Annotated in this window: 11 protein-coding genes and 1 pseudogene; all 12 read right to left on the bottom strand. The window is 42.2% G+C overall.

The genetic code is table 11. The features are described from left to right. Nucleotides 1-109 precede the first annotated feature (109 nt). A complete protein-coding gene (ftsZ, locus tag P6709_RS00520) occupies nt 110-1330 on the bottom strand; it encodes a cell division protein FtsZ (protein WP_278238928.1) in 1221 nt (406 codons plus the stop codon). 42 nt (nt 1331-1372) lie between these two features. Further along, entirely contained in the window at nt 1373-2662 is a 1290-nt protein-coding gene (gene ftsA / locus P6709_RS00515; protein WP_278238927.1) for a cell division protein FtsA, read from the bottom strand. A gap of 143 nt (nt 2663-2805) precedes the next feature. Next, nucleotides 2806-2929, bottom strand: a pseudogene (locus tag P6709_RS00510) (DUF1290 domain-containing protein); the annotation flags it as partial. Nucleotides 2930-3236: 307 nt separating this feature from the next. Further along, nucleotides 3237-4049 carry a cell division protein FtsQ/DivIB gene (locus tag P6709_RS00505; RefSeq protein WP_278238926.1) on the bottom strand — a complete coding sequence of 271 codons (813 nt, stop codon included), beginning with the start codon at nt 4047-4049 and terminating at the stop codon, nt 3237-3239. Between the two features lie 75 nt (nt 4050-4124). Continuing rightward, the gene (gene murB, locus P6709_RS00500; RefSeq protein ID WP_278238925.1) at nt 4125-5060 is read right to left on the bottom strand and encodes a UDP-N-acetylmuramate dehydrogenase; all 936 of its coding nucleotides are present in this window, start codon (nt 5058-5060) and stop codon (nt 4125-4127) included. 381 nt (nt 5061-5441) lie between these two features. Further along, the gene (gene spoVE, locus P6709_RS00495) at nt 5442-6524 is read right to left on the bottom strand and encodes a stage V sporulation protein E (protein ID WP_278238924.1); all 1083 of its coding nucleotides are present in this window, start codon (nt 6522-6524) and stop codon (nt 5442-5444) included. A 45-nt stretch (nt 6525-6569) separates the two neighbouring features. Continuing rightward, nucleotides 6570-7919: a UDP-N-acetylmuramoyl-L-alanine--D-glutamate ligase gene (gene murD / locus P6709_RS00490; protein ID WP_278238923.1), complete on the bottom strand. Its 1350-nt coding sequence runs from the start codon at nt 7917-7919 to the stop codon at nt 6570-6572. Then, nucleotides 7919-8893, bottom strand: a complete 975-nt coding sequence (gene mraY, locus P6709_RS00485; RefSeq protein ID WP_278238922.1) for a phospho-N-acetylmuramoyl-pentapeptide-transferase — start codon at nt 8891-8893, stop codon at nt 7919-7921. Before mraY ends, murD begins: the two co-directional genes overlap by 1 nt. Before the next feature lie 246 nt (nt 8894-9139). Continuing rightward, the gene (locus tag P6709_RS00480) at nt 9140-10609 is read right to left on the bottom strand and encodes a UDP-N-acetylmuramoyl-L-alanyl-D-glutamate--2,6-diaminopimelate ligase (protein ID WP_278238921.1); all 1470 of its coding nucleotides are present in this window, start codon (nt 10607-10609) and stop codon (nt 9140-9142) included. Nucleotides 10610-10681: 72 nt separating this feature from the next. Then, the gene (locus P6709_RS00475) at nt 10682-12586 is read right to left on the bottom strand and encodes a stage V sporulation protein D (RefSeq protein ID WP_278239776.1); all 1905 of its coding nucleotides are present in this window, start codon (nt 12584-12586) and stop codon (nt 10682-10684) included. Between the two features lie 234 nt (nt 12587-12820). Next, nucleotides 12821-15025 carry a penicillin-binding protein gene (locus P6709_RS00470; protein ID WP_278238920.1) on the bottom strand — a complete coding sequence of 735 codons (2205 nt, stop codon included), beginning with the start codon at nt 15023-15025 and terminating at the stop codon, nt 12821-12823. Next, nucleotides 15022-15378: a cell division protein FtsL gene (ftsL, locus tag P6709_RS00465; RefSeq protein WP_278238919.1), complete on the bottom strand. Its 357-nt coding sequence runs from the start codon at nt 15376-15378 to the stop codon at nt 15022-15024. The genes P6709_RS00470 and ftsL overlap by 4 nt, the downstream gene beginning before the upstream one ends. Nucleotides 15379-15385: the final 7 nt, after the last annotated feature.

Below are 15385 nucleotides of genomic sequence, written 5' to 3'. Positions count from 1 at the left end.
GTTTCGACACTGCATGCTGCTGTGCTCAGACTGAATAAATTGATCTTTTTTTTTACACAAAAAAAGAGACTGAGCTCCTAAAGGAACCCAGTCTCCTGCTGGTTACTAATTAATTTCTTCTGCGATTACGGTTGCGCAGAAATGTCGGAATGTCGAGCGTATCTTCCACAGGCTGCTGAGAAGGGCGTGACGGCTGATCATGAGAAGATGCTTCATCTCTGTCGCGATTTCTATCACGGTCTCTATCCCGGTCTCTGTCTCTGTCACGGGAAGCTTCTCGGTCCAAATCCCGTTCTCTTTTTGGTGCCATAGAAGCTGGCTGCTGCCGTACTTGTCCACCCATTTGAGGACGTGATGGCTTTTGCTGCTGGTTCAGGTTTTCACTGAAACCTGTAGCAATTACTGTAACGAGTATTTCTTCTTTTAAATCTTCCCTGATTACAGAACCAAAAATCATGTTGACTTCCTGATCTGAAGCACTCGCAACAATATCAGCCGCTTCCTGAACTTCATAAAGGCTGAGATTATTCCCGCCTGTTATGTTCATCAATACACCTTGAGCTCCATCAATGGACGTCTCAAGAAGAGGACTTGAAATTGCCTTTTTAGCCGCTTCCGATGCTCTGTTTTCGCCTGAGGCAACACCGATTCCCATTAATGCAGAACCTTTATTGGACATAATCGTCTTAACATCTGCAAAGTCCAGATTGATCAGACCAGGCACAGCAATTAAATCTGAAATGCCCTGTACCCCTTGACGCAGAACATTATCCGCTTCACGAAATGCTTCAAGCATTGGTGTACTCTTATCCACGATTTCCAAAAGACGATCATTTGGAATAACAATCAATGTATCTACTGCTTCTTTCATGGCGCCTATACCGCCGCCAGCCTGGTTGGCACGTTTACGTCCCTCAAAGGTAAATGGCCGTGTGACAACACCTACAGTCAGGCTGCCCAATTCACGTGCAATCTGAGCAATTACAGGTGCCGCTCCAGTTCCTGTACCGCCACCCATACCTGCAGTTACAAATACCATATCAGCGCCTTTGATTGCTTCTTCAATCTGTTCGCGGCTTTCTTCAGCAGCCTTTTTGCCTACTTCGGGATTTGCTCCGGCTCCCAGACCGCGGGTCAGCTTGCCTCCAATTTGCATCTTAATTTCTGCTTTAGACAGGTTCAATGCCTGAGCATCAGTATTCACAGCGATAAACTCTACACCCTGTACCCCGTGCTCAATCATTCGATTGACGGCATTGTTTCCGCCGCCTCCTACACCGATGACTTTTATAGTTGCCAAGGAATCTACATTCGTATCAAAATCCAACATCATAAGTCCTCCTAATTCATCCAAATTACTTTTTCTGAAAGGTTATTCAAAAAAGTATCCTAAGAGCTTCTTGAATTTTCCTTCTTCGGTCTTTTGCTTCGGTTTGGGCTGTTTTGGTCTAGAGTCCGGTTGTTTTTTTGACGAATGATCACCGGCACCTTCGTATTCGGATGCAGAAGGCTGCTTATCGAGCCTTCCCTGCAGCTTGGCGTGTTTATGAGCATATTTAATTAAGCCTACAGCTGTTGTATATTGTGGTTCTCTGACACCAATATAATCTGGAATCGCTACACGCACCTGATTTTGCAGTACTGCTTGTCCAAGTTCAAGGATTCCCTGCATGTTTGCTACTCCTCCGGATAAAACAAATCCTCCCGGCAGAGAGTGCACATTTAATCTCTTTAATTCGTTTACTACCAAATCAAACATTTCTTCTAATCTTACTTCAATAATATCAGAAATTTCAAGCTGGTTAAATTGCTGATGCTGATCACTTCCAATGATTGGAACACTAAAAACTTCCTCTTCGGAAGCATAATCATAGAATGCGTGACCATGTTTAACTTTTATAGATTCAGCATCATCTGTCGTCGTCCTGAGTCCTATTGAAAGGTCCTTAGTGATATGTTCACCGCCGACAGGCACAATGGAAGTAGCAACAAGATTCCCCTGTTCAAAAACAGCTATGCTCGTTGATCCCCCTCCAATATCAATGATGGCTGTGCCAAGACTCTGCTCATCTTTAGATAATGCAATTGTTCCGGCAGCAAGCGGCTGCAGGAAAATGTCTGCGATTTCAAGTCCTGCCCGCTCCACACATCTAAGGATATTATGAAGCATCGTTTTTGATCCGGTGACAACGGTGCCTTCCATTTCAAGACGAACCCCTATCATTCCTCTTGGATCTTTTATTTCATCAAGCCCGTCTACAATAAATTGTCTTGGAACAATATTAATAATTTCTCTTTCCGGAGAAATTGGCATGACTTGTGCGGCATCTATGACACGTGCCACATCTTCATCCCTGATTTCCTTATCTTCAGTTGACACTGCCACTACTCCATGACAGGGCTGAAGAGTTACATGATTTCCCGGAATCCCGACTATAACATTATGTATATCAAGACCTGTCATTCTTTCCGCCTGATCTACAGCTTTTTGGATGGATCTGACCGTTTCGTCAATATCTACGATGGATCCTTTACGTATCCCTTCAGATTGCACATTTCCCACTCCGATGATATTGAGAGAGTCATGTACTAATTCGGCAATAATAACTTTTACATTAGATGTCCCGATATCCAGACTTACAAAATACTCATTATTATTCATCCTGTGGCACCTCCCTCAAAAGCAATTCAAATTATTTACTACTCGAATTTTATTTGTTTGTTTTATTCTGCAAAAAAAGCCTTTAAGCTTTTATAAATCTGTATCTGCTACAAGTTTCTTTCTGACCACTTTCGTGAAAACATTCAGTAAACAACAGCAATATGCTGGAAATCGCACTCTGAATGCAAAAATGGCTGTTACTAACAAGTCTACACCAAGATGAACGGCTAGAAAAGCCAAACTTGCAGCAAGTATGATTTTAAAAAAAATCCTGTCAATTAAAACTTGACCATCCTGTTCCGCTGCCAAAGACATAAGTCCCTTGCAGCGGAGTTTAAGAGGAAAGTGAAATCTCAATTTATTCGTAATCTGTTTATCTTGCAATAGTAAAAGATCGGTAAATTAGCCTACTTAAATACCAGGGTTTCAAACTGAAATCCGCTTTCCTCCAGCCTGATAGTTGACAGCTGAAACAGATCCCTGCAACAGCAGCTTTTTTATTAAATGATTAAAAGTTGCAAGTTCAGCTATATAAATCCAGGCTCCCATTTAACAGAATTCGTCTCTTAAAGTATTATTGGCCCTCTTCTTCGCCTGCTGCTTCCTCATCTTCAACTGATTCCTGAACTTCTTCATTTGAAGTTTCATAAGCGCGGAAATAGGAACCAACCTCCAGATCAATTATACCTTTAACATCCGGGTCAAGCTGCGTAATAATGGATGGATAATGTTCCATTTTTTCGGCAAACGTGTCGATAATAGCAGAAACTTCAAATCCGTCATTCATGTATACACTGATATGGCCTGCATCTGTATCATCTGGGGTTAAGTGGACTTCTGAGACCGACTGCTGTACTTCTGCGGGGAGTTTGGACAAAGCGCCTGCCATCTCTTTTAATACAGAGTCCGAAACAAACCCAAACAGCAGCGGAGCATGACTGGGCAGTTCATTAGATGGCACCGCATCCATTAACGCCCCGTTTTCAAGGACGGGCACAAATTGCTGATCCTGCTGAATAAATGCAACGTGGTCATACTCATTGATTTTAACAGTAAATGTTGTAGGAAATTTTTTTGTTACTTCCGCTGATTCCACTTCCAATTGTGAAAGCAGACTGTCTTCTACAGCTTGTGCATCAGTAGTCCAATAGGAATCCCCGATATTTACACCAGTGGCTTCTATGACTTTTTCATCCGTATGCCACTCTGTTCCTTCAATCGAAAATTGCTGCACCTTGCTGAATGAAGATTGGAAATACAGGATGACGAGAATAATTAATACAAATAACATCACCACAGCTAACATACGGCGATTTGCTTTTTTTCTTCTGCGCTGTTTTAACTGTGGGACTCGATCTTCAAGTGAAACGACTGGCTTTCTGCCCATCGATTCAACACTCCCCTTTTTTGGAACAAACCACAATCTAATTCCGTCCATATCCGGACACTAGCAAGTCAGGTTTTATGAATCAAGCTTGTTTTTAAATGGTGCTTCTTCTCCAACCCACTCAACTTCTGTTTCAATTTCAACCCCGTTTGCATCCAGTATGGTGTGTTTTATGTGCTTAATTAAATCCTGAACATCTTTAGAAGTGGCTCCACCTGCGTTTACGATAAAGTTGCCGTGAAGTTCAGATACTTGAGCACCGCCTATCTGAAAGCCTTTTAACCCCGCACTTTGAATAAGTTGACCTGCATATTCAGGCAGAGGATTTCGGAAAATGCTTCCTGAACAAGGGTGGTTCCATGGCTGAGTTTCTTTTCTGTAGTCTTTATATTTTTTCATTTCAGCTTTAATTTCTTCCGGTGTCGCTTCTGTAAGTTTAAACTCTGCTTCTATTACAATTCCGGGACGTTCTTCCTGAAGGATTGAAGTACGATAAGAAAACTTCATTTCCTCATTTGTGAGCCATTCCATACTGCCATCTGGAAACAGGATATGCGCTCTCGTTAACACCTTTGATATATCAGAGCCGTGAGCACCTGCATTCATATAGACGGAACCTCCAACAGATCCCGGAATCCCGCTGGAAAACTGGAGACCGCTAAGCCCCTCACGTGCCATTTTAGTGGCCAAAACAATAATTGAAAAGCCCCCGCCAGCCCGAATGGTGGTCCCATCTACTTCAAGATGATCCAGTCCTTTTCCAAGCTTTATCACTACTCCGCGGATTCCCTTATCGCTTACTAACAAATTCGACCCCCGGCCGATTACCCGCCAATCTATATTATACCGGTTAATGAGCTTCATAAGTGTTTGTAATTTTTCAATAGAAGCAGGCTCAACGAAAATCTCTGCCGGGCCTCCAACTTTCATCGTTGTATGATTAGTTAAATGTTCGTCTGAAGAAATCTTCCCTATTTCTGCAGCTGTTATTTCGTTAATAAACTTCTCCATACTTTCTCTCCTTAAAGCATCAGATATTCGCAGTGTACTGCTTTGACTATAAATGACCACGAGTATGTTCTTTCCCTATACTACACTATTCTAATCAAAGAAAATATAACTGAAAACCCTTCGTCATTAAAATGTAAAATAAATCAGTCTACAAACACGATTTTGGGGTACCTGTCTGCGTTTTATCTGAGCATCTCTTTTTATTAGTTAATGATAATTCCCGAATGGTTGTGCCGGGCATAGTGGTGTTCAATTTATTAGTATTCCAAATGCATACACTTCAAAACAGCGAATGAGCATCCATGTTTGAACTTCATAATGTTTTAGACGCAAAGAAAGCAGCTTGAGTTACACCTCAAACTGCTTTACTGCCCAGGAATGCTATAATGTTTTTTTGTTCTTGCTGATATTAAGTAAAATTCCGCAGGATAACAATACCAGAACCAGAGAAGATCCCCCATAGCTCATAAAAGGAAGCGTAATGCCTGTAACAGGAATGAGTCCGATCACAACGGCTACATTGATCATAACCTGTATTCCGATCATGAGAACGATTCCTCCTGCCAGCAGCTGTCCGAATTGATCAGGGGCATGCAAAGCGATAATGATTCCTCTCCAAACGATTGCACTGAACATCAGTAGAAGGAGAACGCCTCCGAAAAACCCAAGCTCCTCCCCGACAATGGCGAATATAAAGTCATTTTGAGGTTCAGGCAGATAAAAGTATTTCTGTCTGCTTTCTCCCAGCCCAAAGCCGAATAGTGCACCGGGTCCAATCGCGTACAAGGACTGAATCATCTGGAATCCTGCACCAAGAGGATCTTCCCAGGGATCCAGATAAGAGACAATACGCTGCAGCCTGTAAGGAGCTGAGATAATTAAAGCAGCAAAACCTGCAATACCTAAGAAGATTAAACCTGCAAAAAACCGGTATGGCGCTCCCGCTAAAAAAAGCAAGGCCAGTCCCGTTCCTAATATGACTGTACCTGTTCCCAAATCGGGCTGCAGCATGACGATGCCAAAGGGTATAAGCAGTAAAAATAGGTGAGGCGCCATTCCTTTCCGGAAATGAGTAACCGGATGCCGGCTTTCCTCTAAATTTTTTGCCAGCAGCAGCAATACACCAATTTTTGCAAATTCAGATGGCTGCAGCGATAACGGGCCGACTCCCAGCCAGCTCTGTGAACCGTTACGCACCAGGCCCACACCGGGGATCAATACCAGTATTAAAAGCAAGATGCCTCCACCGTATACAAACCAAGCATACTTTTTCCATTGCCAATAATTATAATTAGCTAAAAATAACATCAGGAAAATTCCAGCCACCGCAAAGATAGCTTGTCTTTTCGAAAAAAAATGGGCATCTCCAAAACGATCAAGCGCCCATACCGAACTTGCACTATCAATCATGACAATCCCAAACACCACACAGGAACAGACAAGAGCAACGAGCCATCGGTCCATAACCTTTTAGCCTCACAGTGAAAGATTGAGCAGGTAAACGCCCTTTTAAAGCTTATTCACCCCGTCAATAAATATGTCTCCTCTTACTTCAAAGGTCGGGTGCTGATCCCAGCTGGCACATGCCGGAGACAACAGAACAATATCACCTGGAACTGCAATTTCTGCAGCTTTGATAACACTTTCCTCTACGCCGCTGACAGACCACAGCTCTTTTATGCCTGCCCTCTTTCCAAGTTCCAGCATTTTTTCACTTGTCTGACCGAATGCCACCATTGATTTGACATTTGTAAGAAATGGAAGAAGATCATTAAAATCACTGCCCCGGTCCAGTCCTCCGCAAAGAAGAATCGTAGGATGTGAAAATGCATTTAACGCACTTTTCGTTGCGAGCGAATTGGTGGCCTTTGAATCATTGTAAAACTTTACTCCGTTCCACTCCCTGACAAATTGCGTCCGGTGCCGAACACCTGTAAAAGTCGACAGAACCTGCGTGATTGCTTGGTTACTGACACCTGATAGCTTCGCTGCCCCAATAGCACATAAAATGTTCTCAAGATTATGGGCACCAGGAAGCACAATTTCCGATAATGAGATAATAAATTCATCTTTGAAATAAATGCCGTTATCCATTACATACAACCCGCCGCTGACTTCATTTTTGGTTGAGAAAGGGAGCAGCTGAGCCTTCGTACGCCCGATCAGGTCCATCAATTCGGGCTGATCTGCATTTACAATCAGATAGTCCTCCTCTGTCTGATTGCGCGTGATAGCTGCTTTTGCTTCTGCGTACTCATGTACGGAGGAATGATAGTCTAAATGGGCTTCATATAGATTTGTAATAATAGCAATAGAAGGCTTAAACGTTTCGATCCCCATCAACTGGAAGGAAGAAAGTTCCACTACCATCGTATCGTTTTCTTCCGCTTCCTGAGCGACTTCACATGCCACCGTTCCTATATTTCCAGCCATGTAAACCTTTTTCTTTTCCGCCTCAAGCATATGATGCACGAGGGTAGTCGTTGTTGTTTTTCCGTTCGTCCCTGTTATTCCAATCATTTGTGCATCACTAATTTGATAAGCCAGCTCCACCTCTGTAATCACGGGCAGCCCTTTTTCAATCGCCCCTCTAATCAGATCATTCGTATAGGGTATACCGGGGTTTTTAACGATTAATTCAAATCCTTCATCCAGCAGTTCAACTGGATGACTTCCGCACACAACCTTAATTCCCGCATCTAAAAGAGACTGCGCCTCTTTATTTTCTGACAGCGGCTTCCAGTCATTTACGGTCACGAAAGCGCCCAGACGGTGAAGCAGCAAAGATGCGGCAACCCCGCTTTTTGCCAGGCCTACTACTAATATTTTTTTATTTTGATATGTTGTGATTTTTTTCATCAGCCAGACACTCCTATCCATACGCCCAATATTCCTACAACAAGTCCTGCAGTCCAGAAAACTGTTACAACTTTCCATTCGGACCAGCCGACTAGCTCAAAGTGGTGATGCAGAGGACTCATTTTAAAGATTCGTTTGCCTGTTAATTTAAATGAAGTAACCTGCATGATGACAGATAGAGTTTCAAGGACAAATACAAGACCGATTAGAAGCAGCAAAACTTCCTGCTTGGCAAGTAAAGAAACGGTGCCGATTGCTCCTCCAAGAGCCAATGAACCTGTGTCTCCCATAAACACCTTGGCAGGGTGAGCATTAAATACAAGAAATCCAAGCACAGCCCCTACAACCGCCATACAGAAAACGGTCAATGCAATCTGTTCCTGCTGCCACGCTATAATCGCAAATGCACTAAAAGCAATCGCTGCTGTTCCTGAAACTAAACCGTCGAGACCGTCTGTTAAATTGACTGCATTTGAAAATCCGACAAGCCAGAAAATCACAAACCCAACATAAATGACGCCTAGATTAAATTCGACGTTTGTAAAAGGAATGGTGATAACAGACGAAAATCCATTGGCTTGAAAAATAAAATAAAAGATGATGGCAATGACAATCTGCCCAATAAGTTTTTGAAGAGAAGTTAAACCAAGATTTCTTTTCATTACTACTTTAATGAAATCGTCCAGAAATCCAAGGATTCCAAATGTAATAGTGACCATTAACAATAAAAACATTGTGACGTTAAGAATATTCCACAAGGCTCCTACTGCTAAAGTGGTAATTAAAATGGAGAAGAGTATAATGATTCCGCCCATTGTAGGGGTGCCGGATTTTTTCTGATGGGATTCCGGTCCTTCTTCACGTATGCTCTGACCGAATTTTAATCTTCTTAAATATGGAATAAAAAGTGGTGACACTGCTACTGTTACAAAAAAAGCTCCAAACAAAGCAGCAAATATTGCCCAAATTGACATGCTTGATCCTCCTAACAAAATTCAACACCTATGTATCATTTTACAGATAGTTTACCATGTTCTGACCGTTTACGTATGATCAGAACTCCCCATATTATAATAGTAGTGAATTAACTGAACGTAAAGAATTTTTTCTTTACAAATTTAATATGGATAGCAAAAAACATCTGTCAATTATTCCTTTTAAAAGTGTCATCACTTTGTATAAAGGAAAATCATTGATCAGATGCTTTATGTGGCAGTCATTTAAGAAGTGGACCCTTTGACTAATTCATAAGCGACCTGCTTGTCATCAAACGGGATCAACGTTTCTCCAATGATTTGAACTTTTTCATGTCCCTTTCCCGCAATGAGGATAATATCATCTTCTGCTGCCTGGCTGATCGCATAAGCTATTGCTTCTTTACGGTCAGGTATTACGGTATATGTTTGACCTGTGACGCCATCTTCCATGTCTCTAATAATTTCGAGCGGGGATTCGGATCGCGGATTGTCTGAGGTAAAAATTACATCGGTTGCATAACCGCACGCCACTTTTGCCATCAGAGGCCTTTTACTCCGGTCTCTGTCTCCTCCACAGCCCACCACCACGAATGTTCTGGCAGCTTTCATTTTAACAATCGCCTGCAGGACATTTTCAAGGCTGTCAGGCGTATGGGCATAATCCACAATAATCGTATAAGGCTGTTCTGCTTCCACTATTTCAAATCTGCCAGGTACACTCTGCATTTGCTCAAGTCCGTTTGCAGCTATTGTCAAAGGAATTCTCCTCGCGAATGTAGCAGCTATCGATGCAAGCGCATTATAAACATTAAAAATCCCCACAACAGGCAGTGTAATGGTTTTTGACTCTACCGGTGTATGCGCGGTAAATTCGGTCGAATGCCTCCCGTACCGGATATTGCTTGCATACACGTCTGATCTATCATGCAAACCGTAGGAGATAATGTGAGCAGATGTCGCCTGCCTCACCATATCTGAAAAAGGGTCATCGTCGTTTACGATCGCAAATTTCGGAAGTCCATTGTAGTGCTGATGACCCAGCTGAGAAAACAAAAGGCTTTTTGACCATCGGTAATGGTCCATCGACCCATGATAATCTAAATGATCCTGTGTTAAATTAGTAAATACCGCTATGTCAATATCACAGCCGAACAGTCTTCCCTGTGCCAATCCATGGGACGACACTTCGATAATGGAAGTCGTCACCTTTTTTTCTAAAAAACCACAAAGTGTTTGCTGCAGAAGCAGACTATCAGGCGTTGTATTTACAGCTACCTTCGATTCTGTTCCCTGTTTCATATAAAGTGTTCCTATAACCCCTGTATGCTCACCGGCCGTCTCAATAATAGACTGAATCATATGGGAAACGGTCGTCTTGCCATTAGTACCTGTTACACCAATGATATTCATTTTAAAGCTTGGGTAGCCGTAAAATAAATTAACGATTTGAGCAAGTGCATGCCTTGGATTCCTAACTTGTACTACAGGAATGGATAGTGTCATTTCCTGATCACAAATGACTGCTGCTGCTCCATTTAGAACTGCCTGCTGGATAAAATCCTTGCCATCCCTGTGCTCTCCCTTCATTGCTATAAAGAGTGTTCCTTTTTTTACATTTTTGTGGTGATGTGAAATCGCCTGTATATCTGGATCAGAAGTTGGTCCTTTCATATCATAAAATGGAAGGCAGCTTACCAGCTCTGAAAGTCTCATTTTTTCACTCCTTACTCCGTCACATCCGAATATTTTCATTGTAGCTTACTTTGCATTCGAGTTCCATACATCTTATTCTCCCCCGCCCATCATAACCCGGACTGTGGTCCCCTCGTTAACAGTTACATTTGCTTTTGGAGATTGCTCAATGACTTTTGGACCAGTCCCTTCTACTTCCAGTTTAAGCGGAAGAAGCATATCCTTTAATTCTTTCGTCGTAACACCAATTAAATCAGGCACTTTATACGTGACCGGATCAAGCCAGCGCACTGATTTTTCAACCTGTGTTTTCCTCGGTTCCACCCCCAGCGTTCTCAGGCCGTCTTCAAGAATATTCCCGACAATTGGCGCTGCTACCACTCCTCCAAACTGGACTGTATTCTTAGGGTGATCGATGGCAATATAAACAATTAACTCCGGATCGTCACTTGGCGCGAAACCAATAAATGAAACGATATAGCTGTCGTCCATGTACCTTCCATCTTTAACTTTTTGAGCTGTTCCTGTTTTCCCGCCAACTCTGTAATTTTCAACATAAGCTCCCCGGCCTGTCCCTTGAGCAACTACAGTTTCAAGTGCTTCCCTGACTTTTTTCGAGGTTTCTTCCGATATGACCTGTCTTTTTATTTCAGGCTCAATTTCTTTAATCACCTCGCCTGTGTCTCCATTAACCCATTTTTTTGCAATATGAGGCGTCGGCAAGTGTCCGCCGTTAATGGCTGCTGACACCGCTGTAATCTGCTGAATCGGGGTAACGGAAACCCCTTGACCGAAGGCTGTAGTGGCAAGCTCCAACGGACCTACATTATCCAGTGAAAATAAAATACCGCTCGCTTCTCCCTGCAGATCAACGCCTGTTTTGTCCCCAAATCCAAAGTTATGAATATATTCAAATAGTTTTTCTTTTCCAAGACGATTTCCCAGCTCAATAAAACCGGGATTGCATGAGTTTTGAACTACCTCGAGAAAAGTCTGCTGGCCATGTCCCTCTCTTTTCCAGCAATGCAAGTGAGTACCTGCAATTTCAACGGAGCCTGAATCATAAAATTGTTCATTTTCAAGATCCACTTTTCCCTCTTCTAAAGCGGCTGCAAGCGTTATAATCTTAAAGGTTGACCCCGGCTCATACGTACTCCATACAGGTAAAATGCGATTATAAATATCAGGATTAGCATCCTGATACGTTAAGGGATGAAAATCCGGTCTGCTGGCCATTCCTAAAATTTCACCAGTTTTAGGATTCATGGCAACAGCAAGCATTTGATCAGGCTCATATTGAATTTGAGCATTTGTTAGTTCGCGTTCCAAGATGGATTGAATATCCTGATCTATTGTTAAATACAGATCATTTCCTTTTTCAGGCTGATTATAATTTGCACTCATATCTTCCATATCTCTGCCTTTTGCATCTGTGTAAAGTTCAATTGCTCCTTTTTCACCATTCAGCATTTTATCATGCATAAGTTCAAGGCCCGATAACCCCTGGTTGTCCACCCCAATAAAACCAAGAACGTGAGCAAGAGAGCGTCCGTTGGGATACTGCCTTTCAAAATCATCTGCAATATAAATGCCTTTTAATTCGGCTTTTTCTATTTGCCTTACTTGTTCAAATGACAATTTTCTTCCTTCTGGATGAAGCTTTTCCATTGAGCCTTTTCTTTCTACAAATTCCACTGCTTTTTCAAGCGGCATCTCCAGGACTTCAGCTAGCATTTCAGCCGCTGCTTTTCGGTCTTCTATCTGTCTTGGGATAATAAATAAACTTGGTGCCAGTTTATTCGTGACAATCGGTTCGCCATTCCGGTCGTAAATCAACCCTCTTTCCGCTTCCATCGGCAGTTCTCTGCTCCAGCTGCTTAATGCCTTTTTTAATAAAGTGTCATGGGAGATAAACTGAACAATAAACATCCGTCCTGATAAAATAACGATTCCAGTTAAAAAGAGCAGAAGAGCCAGTGCCAGTCTTTTTTTAACCATTCGATTTGTGATCTTTTTCAAGGAGCACAATCCTCCATTTTCGTAATACTTTATGTATATGAATGGAGTAGAAAGTAATGACAAAAAAGCCTGAGACACTGTCTCAGGCTTTTGACCGGTTTAATACTTTTCACTTTGCAGGAGCGGCGCTTACGTTTTCAGGGTTTTGCCCTGTAATGCCGCCTTAAACTCTGAACATCTATAAATAATTGGTGCAATTTCTACTCTTTTCAGTTAATCCTGTACAAGGTCTTCTTCATCAGTTTCACTGCTTTGCTGCTGGTCATTCGTTCCAAATGAAACAATGAGCGGTTCATCACCGGAAATTGGGGTATCCGGTTTAATACTTTGTTTTTGTGCATAACCGGAGCCTGCTGTATTAATTTCCAGCTTAGCAAGGCTGGCCATTTTAATTACGTCTCGTACAGACCACCCGCTTACATCCGGTATAGTCAGTTCCCCGTCTGTTAATAAAATAAATTTCTCACCAGCAAGCAGCGAAGTGTCTTTCGATGACTGGCCAATGACTGTTTCACCATTTCCCAACAGCACCGTTTCAATCCCTTGTTCTTCCAAAGCTTTTTTAATCTCTCCAGCGTTTTCACCTTCATAATTTTCAATGGCTACAGCCTTAGCCGAAGGTGCTTCTGCCGGTTCAATATTTAAATATTTCAAGCTGTTGAGCATAACCGGATTAAACACTTTTGAAACCGGATCTGATCCGATTTCGGAATTGCCGATAGACGGCTGTTGAATTGCCACATAAACTATTAGCTCCGGATCATCTGCAGGGGCCATACCCATGAAAGAAAACAGGTAATTACTTCTTCCCTGCATGTACTTTCCTGTGTCAGGATCCGGTATTTGTGCAGTCCCTGATTTTCCGGAAACTTCATAGCCTGGAATAGCAAAGGGCTGTCCTGTACCGTTCTCAGATGTAATAGTTGTTGCCAGGTATTCTCTTACCTTTGCTGCCGTTTCAGCTGAAATAGGTTCGCCAGAAACCTCAGGCTCTCCTTTGTGAATGGTCATATCTGTATTAGGGTCAACAATCTTAGAAATAACGTATGGAGTCATCATCTTTCCGTCGTTTGCAACAGCTGTCTGAGCCTGAATCATTTGAAGAGGGGTGACAGTCGTTCCTTGACCAAAAACAGTGGTCACTTTTTCGATTGGCCAATCATATAGTATATTTCCTCCAGCTTCGTTCGGTAAATCTATACCCGTTGGGGAACCGAAACCAAACGCTTCAAGATAACTTTCATAGCGGTCTTCCCCCATTGATTCAAGCAGTTTGGCAAACGCCACGTTGGAAGAGCGCTGCACGCCTTCAAGATAACTGATTTCTCCCCAGCCAGCTCCGTTGTTATGGTCGCCTATAACTGTTCCTAAAACATCATATGTCCCGGACTGATATACAGCATTTGGGTTAAATACGCCTTCTTCCACAGCTGCAGCGAGAGAAAATGCTTTAAATGTTGATCCAGGTTCAAAGGTGCTTTCAACAATTTGGTTTAACCAGTTATCTGAAAGTCCTTCCCTTGAGTCAGGATCAAATGTCGGGCGCTGACTCATTGCAAGAATCTCACCAGTTTTTGGATCTGCAACAACTGCATACATTTGTTTTGGATTGTATTCCTCTGCAACCTGACTCATTGCATCCTCAAGAAATGTCTGGACTTTTTTGTCGAGTGTTAAATAAACATCGTTTCCATCTTTAGCTTTTTGTATCGTTTCTTCTCCGGAAGGAAGGAAAAATTCTCTTGCATCTACTTCGTATTCCATTTTCCCATTTTTACCTTGGAGATATTTGTTTAGATTTTTCTCGATTCCCATTTGACCGACTGCATCAACTGTTCCGTCTGCCTGTTCCTCAGGACGGGCGAATCCGACCAAATGAGAGGAGAAGATTCCATTTGGATAAAACCTCTTTAAATCCTCCAAAAAGAAAATACCAGGCAATTCAAGATCCTCGAGAGCACTTTTAATCTCCAAAGGAATATCTTTCCCTTCAGGACCAAATTCCACTTGAAAACGTTCATTCGCAATCCCCTGTTCAAGTGTCTCAAGAATTTCTGATTTTTCTATTGAAAGATGCTCAGATAAAATCTCAGCCGTTTGTTCAGGATCCTCTACATAATTCGGATCTCCTGCATTTGTTTTCATTTCTTCATTAAGAACCGCGACAATTTTGTAGGCAGATGTGTCCTCAGCTATGACTTCACCATGCCTGTCTACTATTTTGCCTCTTTCTGCTTCAAGCGTGCGCTCTCTTGCATATTGAGCCTCCGCCTGAGCAGCTAGATTGCGGCCTTCTGCTTCACCAGTGATCTGAAGGGTCAAGAACCTTGTAAGTAAAATAAAAAAGAGAGCACCAAATACCAAAAATAACAGGTAGGCGCCCCAATTTTTTTTTACTGTTTTCAAAGCCGATTTCATGGCTGCTGAACAACCTTCACATTTGCTTCATCAAGCGTTAATCCAAGCTCTTTTGCCTTTTCCCATACTCGCTCATATGTACTCATCTGGCTGATTTGAATAGATAAGTCATCATTGATATTCTGCTGACTAACGATTGTCGTCTCAAGGTTTTGTATATCTTTGTTAGTATTATATATTTCCGCCTGAGCGGTAATGATTTGCAGACTCGCTATGCATACAAAAGCAACAAAAACCATTGCAATCACCTTTTCACCTAACGTAAAAGGAGAGGTTCTCTGCTTCACCACTCTGACTTTTTTTACTTGTTCTGCTGATTGATATTCTTTGTACTGCCTTGCAGTATTTGCCATTCTAATT

This window comes from Jeotgalibacillus sp. ET6, from assembly GCF_029667115.1.
In the GTDB taxonomy this organism is placed as follows: domain Bacteria; phylum Bacillota; class Bacilli; order Bacillales; family Jeotgalibacillaceae; genus Jeotgalibacillus.
The sequence above is the reverse complement of the archived record's forward strand: the minus strand, read 5'-3'. Positions and strand labels throughout refer to the sequence as shown.